Source organism: Gordonia sp. (in: high G+C Gram-positive bacteria), from assembly GCF_020438995.1.
Lineage (GTDB): Bacteria > Actinomycetota > Actinomycetes > Mycobacteriales > Mycobacteriaceae > Gordonia.
The window spans coordinates 1-18,356 of the sequence record NZ_JAGQTN010000141.1 but is presented as its reverse complement, the minus strand read 5'-3'; the positions used below and the strand labels follow the sequence as shown (position 1 = coordinate 18,356).

The 18,356-nt window shown below is 67.7% G+C and carries 17 protein-coding genes; 9 read left to right on the top strand and 8 right to left on the bottom strand.

Annotation, left to right across the window (positions count from 1 at the left end):
* Window positions 1–128: 128 nt before the first annotated feature.
* Window positions 129–1,673: a tRNA (N6-isopentenyl adenosine(37)-C2)-methylthiotransferase MiaB gene (gene miaB / locus KDB67_RS10820; protein WP_291015652.1), complete on the top strand. Its 1,545-nt coding sequence runs from the start codon at window positions 129–131 to the stop codon at window positions 1,671–1,673.
* A gap of 12 nt (window positions 1,674–1,685) precedes the next feature.
* Entirely contained in the window at window positions 1,686–2,318 is a 633-nt protein-coding gene (locus KDB67_RS10815; protein ID WP_291015647.1) for a hypothetical protein, read from the top strand.
* A 67-nt stretch (window positions 2,319–2,385) separates the two neighbouring features.
* Here the strand turns inward: KDB67_RS10815 and KDB67_RS10810 are convergent, their stop codons facing one another.
* Window positions 2,386–3,747 (bottom strand): DUF349 domain-containing protein, encoded by a 1,362-nt coding sequence (locus KDB67_RS10810; protein WP_291015646.1) that lies wholly within the window; start codon window positions 3,745–3,747, stop codon window positions 2,386–2,388.
* A gap of 277 nt (window positions 3,748–4,024) precedes the next feature.
* On the opposite strand from KDB67_RS10810, the gene KDB67_RS10805 reads away from it, so the two are divergent.
* Both KDB67_RS10805 and miaA read left to right on the top strand, forming a co-directional pair.
* Window positions 4,025–4,831 (top strand): hypothetical protein, encoded by an 807-nt coding sequence (locus tag KDB67_RS10805; protein ID WP_291015644.1) that lies wholly within the window; start codon window positions 4,025–4,027, stop codon window positions 4,829–4,831.
* A complete protein-coding gene (miaA, locus tag KDB67_RS10800; RefSeq protein ID WP_291015643.1) occupies window positions 4,828–5,754 on the top strand; it encodes a tRNA (adenosine(37)-N6)-dimethylallyltransferase MiaA in 927 nt (308 codons plus the stop codon). The genes KDB67_RS10805 and miaA overlap by 4 nt, the downstream gene beginning before the upstream one ends.
* A gap of 21 nt (window positions 5,755–5,775) precedes the next feature.
* Here miaA and KDB67_RS10795 read toward each other — a convergent pair whose 3' ends face one another.
* Window positions 5,776–6,507: a M15 family metallopeptidase gene (locus tag KDB67_RS10795; protein WP_291015641.1), complete on the bottom strand. Its 732-nt coding sequence runs from the start codon at window positions 6,505–6,507 to the stop codon at window positions 5,776–5,778.
* 59 nt (window positions 6,508–6,566) lie between these two features.
* Between KDB67_RS10795 and dapF the strand changes: the two genes are divergently transcribed.
* Together dapF and hflX are read left to right on the top strand one after the other, a co-directional pair.
* Window positions 6,567–7,469, top strand: coding sequence for a diaminopimelate epimerase (gene dapF / locus KDB67_RS10790; RefSeq protein WP_291015640.1), 903 nt, complete (start codon window positions 6,567–6,569; stop codon window positions 7,467–7,469).
* Window positions 7,470–7,650: 181 nt separating this feature from the next.
* Complete coding sequence (gene hflX, locus KDB67_RS10785) at window positions 7,651–9,039, top strand: GTPase HflX (protein ID WP_291015651.1); 1,389 nt, start codon at window positions 7,651–7,653, stop codon at window positions 9,037–9,039.
* A gap of 76 nt (window positions 9,040–9,115) precedes the next feature.
* Here hflX and KDB67_RS10780 read toward each other — a convergent pair whose 3' ends face one another.
* From KDB67_RS10780 to KDB67_RS10765, 4 genes are all read right to left on the bottom strand, one after another.
* The gene (locus KDB67_RS10780) at window positions 9,116–9,376 is read right to left on the bottom strand and encodes an HPr family phosphocarrier protein (protein ID WP_291015639.1); all 261 of its coding nucleotides are present in this window, start codon (window positions 9,374–9,376) and stop codon (window positions 9,116–9,118) included.
* Between the two features lie 67 nt (window positions 9,377–9,443).
* Window positions 9,444–11,531 (bottom strand): fructose-specific PTS transporter subunit EIIC, encoded by a 2,088-nt coding sequence (locus KDB67_RS10775; RefSeq protein WP_291015638.1) that lies wholly within the window; start codon window positions 11,529–11,531, stop codon window positions 9,444–9,446.
* 41 nt (window positions 11,532–11,572) lie between these two features.
* Window positions 11,573–12,562, bottom strand: coding sequence for a 1-phosphofructokinase family hexose kinase (locus KDB67_RS10770; RefSeq protein ID WP_291015637.1), 990 nt, complete (start codon window positions 12,560–12,562; stop codon window positions 11,573–11,575).
* Window positions 12,559–13,329: a DeoR/GlpR family DNA-binding transcription regulator gene (locus KDB67_RS10765; protein WP_291015635.1), complete on the bottom strand. Its 771-nt coding sequence runs from the start codon at window positions 13,327–13,329 to the stop codon at window positions 12,559–12,561. The genes KDB67_RS10770 and KDB67_RS10765 overlap by 4 nt, the downstream gene beginning before the upstream one ends.
* Window positions 13,330–13,861: 532 nt before the next feature.
* Between KDB67_RS10765 and ptsP the strand changes: the two genes are divergently transcribed.
* Entirely contained in the window at window positions 13,862–15,526 is a 1,665-nt protein-coding gene (ptsP, locus tag KDB67_RS10760; RefSeq protein WP_291015633.1) for a phosphoenolpyruvate--protein phosphotransferase, read from the top strand.
* 104 nt (window positions 15,527–15,630) lie between these two features.
* Here the strand turns inward: ptsP and lexA are convergent, their stop codons facing one another.
* Complete coding sequence (lexA, locus tag KDB67_RS10755; RefSeq protein WP_291015631.1) at window positions 15,631–16,314, bottom strand: transcriptional repressor LexA; 684 nt, start codon at window positions 16,312–16,314, stop codon at window positions 15,631–15,633.
* Window positions 16,315–16,544: 230 nt separating this feature from the next.
* Here lexA and KDB67_RS10750 point away from each other — a divergent pair, with 230 nt between their 5' ends.
* Window positions 16,545–17,021: a LysM peptidoglycan-binding domain-containing protein gene (locus tag KDB67_RS10750; protein ID WP_291015629.1), complete on the top strand. Its 477-nt coding sequence runs from the start codon at window positions 16,545–16,547 to the stop codon at window positions 17,019–17,021.
* A 194-nt stretch (window positions 17,022–17,215) separates the two neighbouring features.
* Window positions 17,216–17,689 carry a transcriptional regulator NrdR gene (nrdR, locus tag KDB67_RS10745; RefSeq protein ID WP_291015649.1) on the top strand — a complete coding sequence of 158 codons (474 nt, stop codon included), beginning with the start codon at window positions 17,216–17,218 and terminating at the stop codon, window positions 17,687–17,689.
* Window positions 17,690–17,699: 10 nt separating this feature from the next.
* Here the strand turns inward: nrdR and KDB67_RS10740 are convergent.
* A partial coding sequence (locus KDB67_RS10740) for a DUF3418 domain-containing protein (RefSeq protein ID WP_291015627.1) occupies window positions 17,700–18,356 on the bottom strand: 657 nt, incomplete at its 5' end.

The following is an 18,356-nucleotide window of genomic DNA, read 5'->3' as shown; positions in this document are numbered from 1 at the left end:
TCCGGACGGCCTCACGAGTCCGTTCCGGACGGCCTCACGAGTCCGTTCCGGACGGGGGCGGGCGATTTGCGTCGGGTTAGTACTCTGGACGGGTGAGTATCGAGTTGTCCGAGCGTGCGCCGGAACCCATGGCGGCCGTGACGGATTTGGCAGGGACCGTATCGGGGGAGACGCTGAGCTATCAGGTCCGCACGTACGGCTGCCAGATGAATGTGCACGATTCCGAGCGGATCTCCGGCCTCCTGGAGGGGGCCGGCTATGTCCGCGCCGCCGAAGACGACGAGGCCGACCTCGTCGTGTTCAATACGTGCGCCATCCGCGAGAACGCCGACAACAAGCTGTACGGCAATCTCTCACACCTGGCCCCGGTCAAGTCCCGCAAGCCCGGAATGCAGATCGCGGTCGGCGGCTGCCTGGCGCAGAAGGACAAGGACACGGTGCTGCGCAAGGCACCGTGGGTGGACGTGGTGTTCGGCACCCACAACATCGGGTCGCTGCCCGCGCTGCTGGATCGTGCCCGGCACAACGAGGCCGCGCAGGTGGAGATCCTCGACTCCCTCGAACGGTTTCCGTCGACGCTGCCGGCCAAACGAGACTCTGCGTACTCGGGTTGGGTGTCGGTGTCGGTGGGCTGCAACAACACCTGCACGTTCTGCATCGTGCCGTCGCTGCGCGGCAAGGAGGTCGACCGGCGACCGGGCGATGTCCTGGCCGAGGTGCAGGCGCTCGTCGATCAGGGTGTTCTGGAGGTGACGCTGCTAGGGCAGAACGTGAACGCTTACGGCATGTCGTTCGCCGACCCCGACCAGCCACGTAACCGGGGTGCGTTCGCCGAACTGCTACGGGCGTGCGGCGACATCGACGGTCTGGAACGCGTCCGCTTCACCTCGCCGCATCCGGCCGAGTTCACCGACGACGTGATCGAGGCTATGGCGCAGACCCCCAACGTGTGCCCCCAACTGCACATGCCGCTGCAGTCCGGGTCCGACCGCATTCTCAAGGCGATGCGCCGCAGCTACCGGCAGCGCAAGTTTCTGGGCATCCTCGACAAGGTGCGTGAGGCGATGCCGCACGCGGCCATCACCACCGACATCATCGTCGGGTTCCCCGGCGAGACTGAGGAGGACTTCCAGGCCACTCTCGACGTCGTGGAGCAGGCCCGGTTCTCCAGCGCGTTCACCTTCCAGTATTCGCCGCGACCGGGAACCCCGGCAGCCACGATGGACGACCAGGTGCCGCCGGAGGTCGTCTCGGAGCGGTACAAGCGGCTCATCGCCCTGCAGGAGAAGATCTGCCTCGACGAGAACCAGCGCCTGGTCGGTACCGAGGCCGAACTGCTTGTCGTCGCCGACGAGGGTCGTAAATCCGCTGCCACACAACGGAAGACAGGTCGTGCCCGTGACGGCAGACTGGTGCATTTCACAGCCGGTTACCGGGCGCAGGCGATCCGGCCGGGTGATGTGGTGACCACCACGATCACCGGTGCCGCACCGCATCACCTGGTCGCCGACGCGGGCGTCATCAGCCACCGCACGACCCGCGCCGGTGACGCACACGAGAAGGCGATCACGCCGGTCACCGCACCGATCGGTGTCGGGCTGGGCATGCCGTCGATGGGTCCACGGCCCGCCGAGCCCGCCGTAACGGGCTGCTCGGTCGGTTGCGGGTCCTGAAAGGAGAGCGCAGTGAACGAACACATCGGACCTGCCCAAAGTCCCGCGGGCGGACAGTTCGCGGCCTACGAGGCGGACCTGCGGGCCGCCGAGAAGAAAGTGGCGGGTGAGATCGATCCGGGAGCCCGGGCGCTCATGGTGGCCGTCGGGATACTGCTGGCGATGCTGTCGCTGGTCTTGCCGCACACCGGCGACGCGAGCGGTATCGAGGTGCTGGCCTCGGGCGCCGACGCCGATGCCGCCCACCTCAACATCACCTCGCGGATCTTCGTCTTCATGCTCGTCATCTTTCCCATCGGGGCGTCGGCCGCGGCGCTGCTGACCCGCAGGTGGGTCGTCGCCTGGGTCGCGTTGTGCGGCACCGCGGTGACCTGCGTCGCCGGGATGCTGGCGTGGTGGTCACGGCACACACCGGGCGTCGGGGGCGTGGAACCGCCGTCAGGCGTCGGCATCGGGCTGGTGCTCGGCGAGATCGCGGCGCTGCTGCTCGCGTTCCACTGGGCCCGGATCGTGTGGGCGCGGAGCACCTACCATCTGGCTCTGGAAGAGGAGCGCAGGCGCGAGGCCGCCGAACGCGACGAGTTGGCCCGGGTACTGCAAAGCCGCCCCCGATCGGCCACGGGCGATGAGGACGGGCCGCACTAGGCGGCGAAGCAACGGGTCAGGGCCACCGGAGGATGTTCCGGTGGCCCTGACCCGTTTGTGAGGTGACTCAGCGATCGGAGATGGCGCTACGCGCCGCTTCGGCCCACTCACGCCACTGCGCGGCCTGCTCACGCAGCTTGGCGGCGTCGCGGTCCTTACCCCGTTCGGCGGCCTTGGTGGCCTGTTCCTCGAACTGGGCCGCACGGTCGGCGAACTGCGCCGCACGCGCCTCGGCCTCAGGATCGGTGCGCTGCCACTGGGCGTCCTCGGCGTCCCGGATCCTCTTCTCCAGTGCGCGGGCCCGGTTCTCGAGGGCGTGCATCTGCTCGCGTGGCACTTTGCCGATCTCGTCCCACTTGTCGCGGAACGCGCGGAACTCGCGCCGTGCCGCATCGAGATCGGTATTCGGCGTGATCAGCTTTTCGGCCTCGGCGAGCAGAGCCAGCTTCTCCGACGCGTTGGCGGCGAACTCGTTGTCCCGCTCGGAGGCCACGGAATTCCGGGCGGCGAAGAACACGTCCTGAGCGGCTTTGAACCGCTGCCACAGGGCATCGTCGGTGTCTCGGGGTGCACGTCCGGCAGCCTTCCACTCGGCGAGCAGGTCCCGGAACTTCGCGGCCGTGGGCGCCCAGTCGGTGGACGAGGAGAGTTCCTCGGCCTTGGCGATGATCTCCTCCTTGCGCACTTTGGCACCGACCCGCTCGCGGTCGAGCTCGGCGAAGTGTGCGCCCCGTCGTCTGTTGAAGGCGTCGCGGGCCTTGGCGTAGCGCTTCCACAGCTGGTCGTCGGTCTTGCGGTCGACGCCCTTGATGCCCTTCCATTCGTCGAGAATGGCCCGTAGCCGGTCGCCGGATGCCTTCCACTGCGTCGAATCGGCGCCGATCTGTTCGGCTTCGGCCGCCAGCTCTTCTTTCCGGGCGATCGCCGTCGCCCTGGCCTCCTCGCGGGCGCTGCGCTGGGCCGATGCCACATCGTCGGCGCTGGACACGATGGCGGTCAACCGTCGTTCGATGGCGGCGACGTCGCCGAGGACCGTCGCTGTCGGCAGTTCGTCGAGCAGGTGCTTGGCGCTCTGCTGGGCCTTGCGAGGATCTCCCGATCCGGCGGCCAGCCGTTCTTCGAGGATCTCGACTTCGGTGGCCAGGTCGTCGAATCGCCGGGCGAAATGCGCGAGTCCATCCTCGATCGACCCCGCCTGCCACGAGCCGATCGAACGCTCACCCTCGGCTGTCTTGAGCCACACCACGCCGTCGGAGTCGATGCGCCCGAACGCGTGCGGGTCGCCGTGCGGAACCGGTGCGTGCGTCGGAGGAATTGCCGCCGACGGTCTGGGGCCGGGCCGCGGTCCGGGGCGAGGCCCGGGCCGGGGAGCAGGAGCCGGGCGTGGGGTTCCCTGGTCGTTCGCGGTGGGATCGGTCGGATTGGTCATTTGCTCACACGTCCCTGCACTCGTTTGTGCCGCGCGTCGCGGCTGCCGTTATCGCTGACATCGGCGACCACAGTGACATGGAACGCCGATCATCTCCACCATTCAAACAGTTCAGGCGAGTTGGTGTCGCGTCCTCCCGCGTTTTTCGGCGATTGTCGACCGATGTTCTCGCTGATGGTTGCGTGGTCGATCACGCAGTGGTAGCCGGTCGGAAGCGCGGCGCGAGCCGGTGCCCGGCCGGACACCGCTGCACGCTGTTCGGATACCGTGGCCCATTGTGTTGGCCCGCGTCGTCTTCGTTCCGAGTGCGCCCTTGGTGGTGCCACAACTGGCCGGTCCCCGGGCGACGGACACGGCCGCGGTACGTGACGCCGTCCGGTCGGCCGGGTCGGCGCTCGCGGAGTTCGCCCCGGATTGGGTGGCCATCGGCGCCGCCGACATCCCCGGCACACGATTGGCGACGCGTGGGTCGTTCGCGCCCTACGGCGTCGATGTCGGTGTGTCGTTGCGCGCCCACGACCGCGCCGACGGCGACGTCCACGACGAAGGTGACGGGCGCCGGGGTCTGGCGACATCGCCCGGCGAGACGGACGCCGCGGGGCTCGCCGGCAGGCTCCCACTGTCCATGCTGATCGCGGCCTGGGTACGCGAGGCCGCCGGGGCGGATCGGGTCGAACCGTTGACCATCGATCCGGACGAGACACCGGACCGATGTCTGCATGTGGGCCGGACGCTGGCCGCCGAGCTGGCGGCAACGGACAGGCCTGTCGGCGTGTTGGTCGTGGGCGACGGTTCCACACAACTGAGTCCGTCGGCGCCCGGCGGTGGTCTGGTACAGGAGTCGGTCACGCTCAACGATCAGCTGGTCGCGGCCATCGGAGCCGGAGACCGTGACCTGCTGGCCGGCCTGTCGGCCGAGGCATGCGACCGAGCCGGAGTCGGTGGCCGCGCAGCATGGCAGGTAGCGGCAGGACTGGGCGACGGATTGCCGATCACCGCACATCTGGACTATGCCGGAGCACCGTTCGGCGTCGGGTACCTCGTCGCATCCTGGACGCCCGGGACACGGACTTCCCTGACATGAGCGGTGGGTCATCGAAACCGCCTGTGCCGGTCGCGATCGTCGGGCCCACCGCGAGCGGCAAGTCGGCGCTGGGCCTCGATATCGCCGAACGGCTCGGCGGCCAGATCGTCAACGTCGATGCGATGGCCCAGTACCGCGGCATGGACATCGGTACTGCCAAACCGCCCGTCGCCGAGCGGCGCGGCATCATCCACCATCAGCTCGACGTCCTCGACGTCACCGAGACGGCGACCGTCGCGCGCTACCAGGACGCAGCCCGCGCCGACATCGAACGACTCCTTGGCACCGGCATCACACCCGTCATCGTCGGCGGATCGATGCTGTACGTACAGGCACTTCTCGACGACTGGTCGTTTCCCGCCACCGATCCGCTTGTCCGGGCCGGGTACGAGCAGCAACTTGCCGACATCGGTGTCGCAGCGATGCACCGTCTGCTTGCCGAGGTGGACCCGCAGGCGGCCGCCACGATCCTCGATACCGACGGCCGACGCATCGTGCGTGCGCTGGAAGTCGTCGAACTGACCGGAAAGCCGTTTGCCGCGTCGGCCCCGACAATCGGCGAACCACGGTGGGGCACGATCATCCTTGCGGTCGACCGGGACACCGCGGCCCTCGACGAACGGATCGCCCGGCGCACCGGGCAGATGTTCACCGATGGGCTGGTGGCCGAGGTCGAGGCACTGTGCGAGGCAGGGCTCCGAGAGGGAGTCACCGCGCCGCGGGCGATCGGCTACGCCCAAGTGCTCGACTATCTCGACGGCACGATCGACCTTGACCAGGCGCGCGAACTCACCTTCATCGGGACCCGCCGCTACGTGCGGCGGCAACGCTCGTGGTTCCGCCGCGACCATCGGATCACCTGGCTCGACGGCGGCGACCCGGACCTGCTGACCACCGCGATGGGGGTTGTCGGATCCGATTGAACGGCACCGTCGTCGTCGGCGTCAGATAGGTGGCACGTCGATGATGGGGCGGTGCACATCCGCGCCGGGACCGTCGAAGTGCCACCATTCGCCCGAATAGACCCGTAGGCCGCCGGTGCCCATCACCGTCCGTAGCCGGGCCCGCGCGGCTCGTGCCGAGGGTGACACGCCTTCGGTGGCGTACGCGGTTGCCCGCGGGGTGAACGAGTCGAAGCCGGTGCCCATATCGACGAGGCAGTACTGGTACAGGCGACTTGCGGCGGGGCAGCCGGGTCGCCGGACCGCCAGCGTCACATCCACCGAGCGACCTGATTCGTGGCTGACCGAATACGGGCCGGGCGCCGCGACCCACGCCGGATCGGGCACCTTGTCGTACATCCTCTGCTGTACCGAATGTGGCCGGTAACAGTCCCAGAACACGAGCTTCTCGCCCCGTCGCGCGGACCGGAGGGCGCTGCCGGCCGCGCGCAGCCCGGGAATCATCGACCGGTGGACCAGGCAGCGGGCGTTCACCGGATACAGGCGTACACCGACGAAGTTTCGCGTGGTCGCGTAGCGCAGATCGATGATGGCGTCGGGCACCACCGTGCGGACGTCAACCAGCCCGGCTGCCCGAGCCGCACCGTTGACCGGCGTCGCCGCGGGAGTGGCGGAGGTCTGCCCGGACATCGAGGTGCCGCCGGAACAACCGATCGCGGCGGTCACCGCCAGCGCCGTCACGCACAGCCGTGCCGGTGTCGTTCGAAGCCGCATGTCCCTGTAGTACCACGCATTCGTCCGGCCGCGCCGATCCGGCACGTAGTGTTGTGACGATGAGCGATACCGACGCGCTGCGTTTTGTCAAAGGGCACGGAACCCAGAACGACTTCGTGGTGCTCGCCGATCCTGCCGCCGAACTCGATCTCGGCGTCGATGTGGTGGCCGCGATCTGCGACCGGCAGCGAGGCATCGGAGCGGACGGTCTGTTGCGCGTAGCCCGCGCGGTCGCCTTGGTTGAGCGTGGGATCCTCGACGGACTGCCTGATGGTGTCCGGCCCGACGACTGGTTCATGGACTACCGCAACGCCGACGGGTCGATCGCCGAGATGTGCGGCAACGGGGTTCGGGTGTTCGCGCACTATGTGCGAGCCACCGGACTGATCGACACCGACACGTTCTCCGTGGGCTCGCGGGCCGGAGCGCGTCCGGTGATCGTGCACTCCCACGACGACGTGCACGCCGATGTCACCGTCGTGATGGGGCAGGCTCGCGTCGACGGTCAATCACAGGCGCGAGTCGGGGAGACGACTTACACGGGCGCTGTTGTCGATGTCGGCAATCCGCATCTGGCCTGTGTGGTTCCCGACCTCACCCCGCAGCTGCTGGCCGAAGTCGACTTCTCCGCAGGTGTCACGATCGACTCCGTCGTGTTCCCGAACGGCACCAACCTCGAACTCGTCACCCCCGCGCGGCCTACCGACGGAGATGCCGACTGGGCTGCGGACATGCGGGTCTTCGAGCGGGGAGTGGGTGAGACCCGCAGCTGCGGTACCGGGCTCGTCGCCGCAGGCAAGGCCTCGCTCGGTGTGCTCAGTGAGGATTCGGGATCGTTGCGTATCACCGTCCCGGGCGGATCGGTGCTGGTCACGATCACCGCCGACGGGGCGACGCTGCGCGGACCGTCGATGCTTGTCGCCGAGGGCCGCTTCCGGCCGGGATGGTCGCGCGACGGCTGATCAGCAGACCGGAACCGGGGCGAAAAAGCAGATGCCCGGGATATGTGCACCGTGTCATCATGGAGGGCAAATGACTGAATCTTCATCCCACACCTCCGCAGATCTCACCGACGAGCCCGACTTCGACCCCGACGACTTCGGCCCGGTCACCGCCGGTTCCGGGACGGCCTCGGCATTCCGCATGGCACCGCCGACCACCGGTGAGCAACTACTGTCCGATCGAGCCTCGCTGCAGCGTGTCGCCGGACTGTCCACCGAACTCGAGGACGTCACCGAGGTCGAGTACCGACAGCTGCGCCTGGAACGGGTCGTGCTGGTCGGCGTGTGGACCGAGGGCACCGTCGCGCAGGCGAAGGCGAGCATGGTGGAACTCGCAGCCCTGGCCGAAACCGCCGGTTCGCAGGTTCTCGACGGTCTCATCCAGCGCCGGTCCACCCCCGACGCCGCGACCTACATCGGCTCGGGTAAGGCCGACGAACTCCGCGAGGTTGTGCTCACGACCGGCGCCGACACCGTCATCTGCGACGGCGAACTGACCCCGGCGCAGCTGACCGCCCTGGAGAAGGTCGTCAAGGTCAAGGTCATCGACCGCACCGCGCTGATCCTGGACATCTTCGCCCAGCACGCCACCTCACGCGAGGGTAAGGCGCAGGTGTCACTCGCCCAGATGGAGTACATGCTCCCGAGGCTGCGCGGCTGGGGTGAGTCCATGTCGCGCCAGGCCGGTGGCCGGGCCGGCAGCAACGGTGGCGTGGGCCTGCGTGGCCCCGGCGAGACCAAGATCGAGACCGATCGCCGCCGCATCCGGGAACGGATGGCCAAGTTGCGCCGCGAGATCCGCGAGATGAAGACCGCACGGACAACCAAACGCGCTGCGCGGCAACGGAGTTCGATTCCCAAGATCACGGTCGCCGGCTACACCAACGCGGGCAAGTCCAGCCTCGTCAACGCGATGACCGGATCCGGTGTCCTGGTTCAGGATGCGCTGTTCGCCACCCTTGATCCCACCACTCGCCGCGCCACTCTCACAGACGGACGTCAGGTTGTGTTCACCGACACCGTCGGATTCGTACGGCACCTGCCTACTCAACTCGTAGAGGCGTTCCGGTCGACGCTTGAGGAGGTCGTCGATGCCGATCTGCTCCTGCATGTCGTCGACGGGTCGGATCCCTTTCCGCTCGAACAGATCTCGGCGGTACGCCGGGTGATCAACGAGGTCGTCGCCGACGAGGGCTCCGCCGCTCCGCCGGAGCTGCTGGTGGTCAACAAGATCGACGCGATCGACGAGACCCGGCGTACCGAACTGCGTGGCATGCTCGGCGGCGCGATGTTCGTCTCGGCGCAGACCGGGGAGGGGCTCCCCGAGTTGTTCGACCGAATCCGCACCGAGATCGCGCGCGGCGACGTTGAGGTGACGATCGCGGTGCCGTTCAGCCGCGGCGACGTGGTCTCCCGCATCCACCGCGACGGCGAGGTGCTCTCGACCGACCACGACGCACAGGGCACCGTCATGCGGGTACGGGTGCCGGCGTCGATGGCCGGTGAGCTCGCCGAGTTGCGGGTGTCTTAGCACTCGCCGCCCAGAACGAACGGTTCCGGCCCGTCACGCACAATGCGTGACGGGCCGGAACCATCAGGACGACAGGCTATTCGGCGTCGAGATCCTTGGCGACGATCGCGGCGATCGCGTCGACGGTGGCCTGATCGTCGGCGCTGATGACCACGGGAGTGCCCTTCTCCGCACCGAGGGTCATGATCAGCAGGGCCGAACCGGCGTCCACGGGCTCTTCGCCTTCGAGGCCGATGGTGACCGACTGCCCGGTTTCCGCGGCGGCCTCGGCGATGATGGTGGCGGGGCGGGCGTGCAGGCCGACCGCGGATCCGACGGTGACGGTGGTGCTGGGCATGAGATATTTCTCCTTCAATTGAGCGGTATTCAGTGGGGTATGGCGGGTTGCTGCGATCGTAGGCGGGTCAGGCCGCGACCGTCTGCGGTTGCGCGGTATCGCCGGACTTGTTGCTGGGCTTCCAGAATTGTTTGGCCGCGGTGACGGCCAGCCCGGAGACGACGGTGCCGGCGAGAAGAGCCACGAGGAACAGGCCCCAGTTGTTCATCGCGAAGAACACGAACACGCCGCCGTGCGGTGCGCGCAGCTCCACGCCGAATGCCATGCACAGTGCGCCGGTGACGGCTCCGCCGAGCATCGTCGACGGGATCACCCGCAGGGGATCGGTCGCCGCGAACGGGATCGCGCCCTCGGAGATGAACGACGCGCCCAGCAGCCAGGCGGCTTTGCCGTTCTCCTTCTCCGGGTCCGAATACAGGCCCGGCCGCAGCACGGTCGACAGGGCCATCGCCAGCGGTGGCACCATGCCGGCGCACATCACCGCGGCCATGATCTGGTACTGCGCGTCGCCGGCGGTGGCCGAGGCGATTCCGGCGGTGGCGAACAGGTATGCCGACTTGTTGAGCGGGCCGCCGAGGTCGAAGCACATCATCAGTCCGAGCACGATTCCGAGTGCGACAGCCGAACCGCCGGACATCGAATCGAGGCCGTCGTTGAGCCTGTCCATCAGCCACGACAGCGGCCTGCCGAGCACCATGTACAGCACACCGCCGACCGCTGCGCTGCCGAGCAAGGGGATGATCACCACCGGCTGTAGGCCACGCGCCCACTGAGGCAGCGGGATTCGGGCGATCCACAGGCACACCACACCGGCTATGAGACCACCGAGCAGCGCACCGAGGAAGTTCGCGCCGATGGCGACCGACACCAGACCGGCCACGAAACCGGGGGCGATGCCGGGCCGGTCGGCGATTGCGAACGCGATGTATGCGGCAAGAACCGGTACGGCCAGGCCGAGGGCCGCGCCGCCGATGGCGAAGCTCACCGCACCCAGGTAGGTGCCGATGCCGCCGTCGGGCAGATTGGTGATGGTGTTGTGCAGCGCGATGTAGGCGCCGTCGGACAGCGAACCGCCCGGGTCGAGGGTGGACTTGCCGATCTCGTACCCGGCGAGCAGGAAGCCGAGTGCGATGAGCAGGCCGCCGGCGGCGACGAACGGGATCATGTAGCTGACGCCGGTCATCAATGCCTGTCGGGTCTGCCCGCCCAGTCCGACGCCGCCGCCGGCCGGTGCCACGTCGTCGGCGGCGCCGCCTTCTGCTCCGGCCACTCGTGCGGCATTCGGATCACCCGCCGCCGCAACGGCTTCGGCGATCATCTTGTCCGGCTCGTTGATGGCCCGTTTGACGCCGGAGGCGATCACGGGTTTGCCCGCGAACCGCTCCTTGCCCTTGACGCCGACATCGGTGGCGAAGATGACCGCGCCCGCATCCGAGATCACCTTCGGATCGAAAGGCGTTGTCGCCGAGGATCCTTGCGTTTCGACGTGAAACTCGACACCGGCCCGCTCGGCCGCGTACTTGAGTGCGTCGGCGGCCATGTAGGTGTGGGCGATGCCGGTGGGGCACGCGGTGATCGCGACGATCGACGGCTTGTCGGAAGCTGCCGGTGCCGTCTCGGTTGTCGCGGTGGGGGTCACCGCTGCCGGCGCCGCTGTGGCCGACGCTGCTGCGGCGGCAGGAGCAGCGGTCTTCTTGGGCGCCGGAGTGATCGCCCCGTCCACGAGTTCGACGATGCGTTCGGGGGTTTCGGCCGAACGCAGATCCGCGACGAAGTCGGGCCGCACCAGGGCGCGGGCCAGCGCACTGAGCAGCTTCATGTGCTCGCTGCCCCCACCCGCCGGTGCGGCGATGAGGAAGACGATGTCCGCCGGTCCGTCCGGTGCTCCGAAGTCGACCTTGGGCGCGAGCCGGGCCATAGCCAGGCTCGCCTCGGTGACCGATTCGGCGCGGGCATGCGGGATGGCGATGCCGCCGGGCAACCCGGTCGCCGACTTGGCTTCCCGGGCCAGGGCGGCCTCGACGAGGTCCGAGGCGTCCGTGGTGCGGCCTGCCTCGCCGAGCGCTCCAGCGAGAAAGCCGATCACCGCCGGTGGATCGGCACCGGCGTCGACATCGAGCCGCACCGTGTCGACGGTGATGATCTGTTGTGCCATGGGGTCTTCCTTTGTCGGGGTTCCTCTGCGAAAGGGGAGCGTCAGCGGATCGGGGTCAGTTCGGTGAGGACGACTCGCTCGAGATCGAGCTGAGCCGGCGATGGCGGCTGGGTACCGGCCAGCCCGGCCGCCGCCGCACCGTAGGCGACGGCCGAACGCAGCCGCTCGGGTTCGGGCTCACCTCGCAATGCGGCCAGGACGTAACCGGCCAGTGACGAGTCGCCGGCGCCGACGGTGCTTCGGGTGACAGTGGGTGGCGGGATCGCCGCCCAGCTGCCGGATGCGGTGGTGAGCACCGCGCCCGCCGCACCCAGCGTGGCCAGCACCGAACCTCCGGTGCGGGCGGACAATTCGGTCGCAGCAGCGACTATCGGTGCCAGATCTCCTGCTGCCGCAGCCGATTTGAGAACTGCGGAGTCCGCACCGGTGACCTCGGCGAGCTCTTCGTCATTGGGTTTGAGCAGGTCCGACCGTCCGCCGGCGGCAGCGACCAGCGGCGGCCCGGAAGTGTCGACGGCGACACGGCACGGCAGGTCGGCCAGGGCGTCGAGGAGCGTCCGGTACCAGTTGTAGGGCAGGCCCGGTGGCAGCGATCCGCACAGCGCCACCCACGCCGCCGACGCGGCGTGTTCGAGCACGAGTTCGGTCAGGCGCCGCGCCTGATCGGTGTCGAGAGCCACCCCGGGCGCGTTGATCTTGGTGGTGGTGCCGTCGGGTTCGGCGATGGTGAGGTTGGACCGGATCTCGCCGTCGACGGGCATGGTCCGGTACGGCAATCCGACGTCATTGAGTGCGGCGAGCAGCGGGTCACCGTCGCGACCGGGAAGCAGCGCCAGCGTGGGCACTCCCGCCTCCGCGGCGACCCGCGAGACGTTGACGCCCTTGCCGCCCGGTTCGGCGCGGGAGCCGGCGGCACGCTGCACCTCGCCGCGCTGCAGGACGCCCGGCAATTCCAGGGTGCGGTCCAGACTGGGGTTGGCCGTGAGCGTCACGATGTCGAAGTGAGCGGAGCTGTCGGGTGCGGCGGTCATGCGAGAACAACCTCGATTCCGTGGTCGGCGAGTTCGGCGGCGTCCGTCGGGCTGACCGTCGAGTCGGTGATGAGAACGTCGACCTCGTCGAGGGAGGCGAAGCGGACGAGGTCCTCCCGGCCCATCTTTGATGAATCTGCAAGCACCACAACCTGATCCGCAGACGACACCATCGCGCGTTTGACGGCTGCCTCCTCGGGATAGGGTGTCGAGAGGCCGTGGCGCGTGGTGATCGCGTTGGTGCCGATGAACGCCGTCGATACCCGCAGGCGTGCGATGGCGGCGACGGTATCGGCGCCGACGGTGGCCTGGGTCAGGCCGCGCACCCGACCGCCGACAGCGTGGACGAAGCCGTCGGAGTGGTTGGTCAGCACACCCGCGATAGGGATGCTGTTGGTGATCAACGTGAGGCCGTGGCCGTGGGGAAGTGCCATCGCGGCCTGAAACGTCGTGGTGCCCGCGTCGAAGAGCACTGACCCGCCGTTCGGTGGCAGGAACTTCATCGCCGCCGTTCCTATCGCGAGCTTGCGGTCGACGTGCGTGGTCTCCCGGACATCGAGGCCTTGCTCGGCGACGACGCGGATGAGGCCGGGCCGCACAGCACCACCGTGGACGCGTTGTAGATGACCGGCGCGTTCGAGCGTGGCCAGATCCCTGCGGACGGTTTCACTGGTGACGGAGAACCGGCCGGCGAGATCGGCGACCGAGGCGCGACCGATGCGGCGCACCTCGTCGGCGATCGCCTGCTGACGTTCCTCCGCGTACACGCGCACTCCGTTCGTTGATGGGGCAGCTCATTGGCCAGGGTTTGACACCCCTGGACTTTTCATTGGTCAGGGTTTGACACCCCTGGACTTCGACCGCGTCCGGTCGGTAGGGCTCGACCTTCTTCTGATCGTTCCCTCCAGAACCACATAACACCACATACCAGAAGGTGTGTATCGGCTTGAGTTGCCCGATCATTGGTGTGAGTTTGTGTGAGCTACGTTTGATTTAGTTGTTGATATCACTGTGTTTACGCTTGTCTCTGGTTCAAGTCAAGGCACAAATGTAGTGTAAATCACAGAAGAGGTCCGTGATGAGCGATTTCGTGGGTAGATTCGCATGGCGAGTACGCGGCGTGGCCGATCTGTGGGTTTGTGTATGAGTGTGTCCGACTCTGTTGACAGAACCGCAACTGCCTGCGAGTCTTGATTCACCGAACTGTTAGCTGAGTCACATGCTGACTCGTAGTCTCGAAGGTTCCTCGCAGCTGCGGTGCCGGAGTGAGGGACCGCCACGTCACAAGGATGGTGGACCATGCCCACAACAGCACTCAAGGGAACGCCCGTCGTCGGCGGCATCGCCTACGGGCCGGCATTGTGGCCGGGCGAGCGTCCGGTATATTCGCCGTCCGGCTCCGCCGACGTACCCGAGGGTGAGCGTGACGCCGAGGCGAATCGGTTCACCGAAGCCGCTGCCGCCGTCGCGGGACGGCTGCGTGAGCGGGCGTCGCATTCCAGTGGTGTGGCCGCAGAGGTCCTGTCCGCGACCGCGGGGCTCGCCGAGGATCGTGGCTGGGTGGGTGCGGCCAAGAAGCGGATCGCCAAGGGCGTGCGGGCTCCGGCTGCGGCGATCGCAGCAACCGAGGAGTTCGCGGCACTGTTCACCAAACTGGGTGGACTGATGGCAGAACGCGTGACCGACCTCAACGATGTGCGTGACCGGGTGGTGGCAGAACTGCTCGGCGTGCCCGAACCCGGTGTGCCGGTGCCCGATACGCCGTCGATCCTGGTCGCCGACGATCTGGCACCTGCCGATACCGCGGGGCTCGACCCGTCCCTGGTCACCGCGCTGGTGACCAGGCTCGGCGGACCGACCAGCCATACCGCGATCATCGCGCGCCAGCTGGGCATCCCGTGCGTCGTGGCAGTCTCCGAGCTCGCCGACGTGGCGGCGGGCACCACGATCCTGGTCGACGGCACCACCGGCGTCATCGAGATCGAACCCGATGCGGAACAGGCACGGTCGCGTGTCGAGGAGAGTCGTCGGATTGCTCAGGCGGCGGCCGCATGGTCAGGTCCCGGTCGTACGGCCGACGGCCACAGCGTCTCGATCCTCGCGAATGTTGCCGACGGTACGTCGGCCCGGGCGGCCACTGATCATCCCGTTGAAGGAGTGGGTCTGTTCCGTACGGAGCTCGCCTTTCTCGACAGGGCCGACGAGCCGTCGGTCGACGAGCAGGCCGCTCTGTACAGGGAGGTGATCGATGCCTTCGATGGTCACAAGGTGGTGATCCGGACGCTTGACGCCGGGTCGGACAAGCCGCTGAAGTTCGTGTCGCAGGAGCATGAGCCGAACCCCGCGATGGGCGTCCGTGGCAACCGGATCGCCTCGGTCCACCCCGAGATCCGTACCCACCAGCTCGACGCGATCGCCCGGGCCGCCGAGAACGCAAGTGTCACACCGTGGGTGATGGCACCGATGATCGCCGGGGCGGGTGAGGCCGAGGAATTCGCCGCCGAGGTACGCGGCCGCGGGCTCGTTGCGGGTGTGATGATCGAGATCCCCGCCGCAGCGGTACTCGCACCCGCGATCCTGTCCAAGGTCGACTTCGTCTCGATCGGCACCAACGACCTGACGCAGTACACGATGGCCGCCGACCGGATGTCGGCCGAACTCGCCGCGTTCACCGATCCGTGGCAGCCCGCGGTGCTGAATCTGGTGGCCAACGTCGCCCGGGCGGGCAAGGATCTCGGCAAACCCGTCGGCGTGTGCGGTGAGGCGGCAGCCGATCCGTTGCTGGCGTGCGTCCTGGTCGGACTCGGGGTCACCTCGCTTTCGAGCGCACCGGTCGCCGCCGCGGCGGTGGGTGCGCGGCTGTCGCAGACAACCAGTGACCAGTGCCGTGAAGCCGCCGAAGCGGCTCTCGCAGCGGAAGACCCGGAGGCCGCGCGGACGGCGGCGGCCGCAATTCTGCTGTAGGTCCTGCGGAGACGAATCGAACTCGCCCGGAAAGTGTTCCGGGCGAGTTCGATTCGTGTCTGGGGGCCTTCGTGTCTGGGGGCCTTCGTGTCTGTGGGCCTTCGTCAAACGCGGCGCATAACGGTGACGACCTTGCCGAGGATGGCCGCGTCGTCACCGGGGATCGGCTGGAAGTGGACGTTGTGTGGCATCAGCCAGACGTGTCCGTCTTTGCGTTTGAAGGTCTTGACGGTGGCCTCGCCGTCGATCATCGCCGCGACGATGTCGCCGTTGTCGGCCACGTTCTGCTGGCGCACGACCACCCAGTCACCGTCGCAGATGGCGGCGTCGATCATCGACTCACCGACGACGCGCAGCATGAACAGTGAACCCTCGCCCACCAACTCGCGCGGTAGTGGAAACACGTCCTCCACAGCCTCTTCCGCGAGGATCGGGCCACCGGCGGCGATCCGGCCGAGGACCGGCACGAATGTGGGCTCCGGCAGACTCGAGTCGACCACGGCGGGCTTGGTCGGCGAGTGGTCGGAATCCTGGACGTTGACCGCGCGCGGACGATTGTGATCGCGTTTGAGCAGCCCCTTGCGTTCGAGCGTGCGCAGCTGATGGGCCACCGACGACGTGGACGCCAAACCGACCTCGTCGCCGATCTCACGAATGCTGGGCGGGTAGCCACGCTCACGCACAGAGGCCCGGATAACCTCGAGCACGGCACGCTGACGCGGAGTCAGCGATTCCTCTGCCACAGCGACATCGGGTGTGCCGGACGGTTCTCCGGTCTTGTCACTCATGGATGTTCTCTCCTGTCGGTCAAGCCTGCCGGTCAAGCTTTTTTGGCGTGATTCGTCGAGATGTTCGATCGCCAGCCTAGACGAACTTTCGCCTGCTTACCAAACGTTTGTTCGAGATCCACGCGACTTTGTCGTACCCCCGTGGTACAAATCGAACATCAGTTCATCGAACAACTGATCGAACAACTCGAACACCGAATGCCCGTCGAACAACCTCGGAGGTGGTGGCCATGGCCGCGACATTCGCAGAACCCGCCCGCCGCACGACATCCACTCATGACCGGCTCGCTCCGCTGCGACCGGCCGGGCATCACGGCGCCGGTCCGCGCCGGTCCGGCCACCGGACACCGGTTCCGGCCGGGACGCGCTGCACCGCACCGGGGCATGACCCACGCCAGATCGCTTCATGGGAGACGATCGCCCGGCGCCGCGCGTCCGCGACCGCAGTCCTGGTGGGTGCCCTGCTCGCGGCAGGTGTCTGGGTGCTGGTCATCGTCGGCAACAACTATGCCGACGCGGTGGCGCCCGATCCCACCGGCACCGCGGTCGTGTACGTGCGCTCGGGGGAGTCGTTGTCGTCGGTGGCCGCCCGGGTCGCCCCGGGATACCCCGTCGAAGCGGTGGTCGAGCGGATTCGTGAGCTCAACGACCTCGCCTCGTCCGGCGTGGTCCCCGGTCAGCCGCTGCTCGTGCCCCGATACCGATGAGCCCGATTCAGATGAACCGCGACCACGCCGCGGAGAGCAGGCACCGGCGCTGCGACGGGGTGTCCGCTGTCAGGGGTGCATCGAGCGCTCTGCTGATCGGCGGTATTCTCATGCCACAGGGTCCAGTCGGAAACCGACACGGTGTGACCGTTCCGCGGTGCGCCGGCGCGCCCCTCGACGGTCATGAGGACAACATGCGCTGCCCGTTTTGCCGCAACGAGGACACCAAGGTCATCGACTCACGTGTCGCCGACGAAGGGCAGGCGATCCGGCGCAGGCGGGCCTGTCAGGAATGCGGCCGCCGCTTCTCCACCGTCGAGAGCGCGGTGCTCTCGGTGGTCAAACGTAACGGAGTCACCGAACCTTTCAGCCGCGAGAAGGTGATGCGCGGCGTGCGTCGGGCCTGCCAGGGCCGACACGTCGACGAGGATTCGCTGGCGTTGCTCGCCCAGCAGGTGGAGGAGGCCATCCGGGCATCGGGTGCGGCCGAGATCCCCAGCAACGAGGTTGGATTGGCCATCCTGCGCCCGCTGCGCGACCTCGATGAGGTGGCCTATCTGCGCTTCGCGTCGGTGTACCGATCGTTCGATTCGGTGGAGGATTTCCAGCGCGAGATCGATGACCTTCGGGCGGTCTCGAATACGGCGGCCTCCGCGGAAGCAGGGTAGTGCGGGGCTGTCACCGCAGTGCGTCGATGGCCTTGATGACCCGCTTCTCCGACACCGGATAGGCGGTGCCGAGTCGCTGCGCGAACAGGCCGACCCGCAGTTCCTCGACCATCCACTGTGCCTCGTCGTTGACCGCATCCCGACGCGCGGCCGGTACCTTCGTGAGTCGGGAGTTCCAGTGTTCGATGACCCTGTCGATGCTGCGTAACCCTTGCGCGTCGCGATCGGCACCGCCGGGCAGTGCGTCGAGCCGTTGCTGCGCGGCCTGTAGATAGCGGGGTAGATGCCGCAGCGCCGACAGCGGCGTGGCTGCGATGAACCCTTCGAAGATCAAATGGTCGAGTTGTTCTGCGACATCGTCCGCGGCGGCGGAGCCGGCGTGCAAGTCGATGAGCCGACGCAGCGGCGCGACTTCCCGCAGGGCTGCGATCGCCGCCGAAAAGTGTTCCGGTGCAGTCGATCGCACCTTCGGACTCAGTGCTGCGAGCAGGTGGCCGAAATCGTCGGGGGTCCGCGCTGCCGATACCTCGGAGATACGGTCGGCAACGGCGTCACGGATCGCGCGGAAGGTGCAGTCGGCGACCATCCGGTCGCGATCGCGGTAGGGGCTCTGGCTCAGACTCAACTTGCCCAGCGGATCGAGGCCCGCTGTGATCTTCGGTGTGAG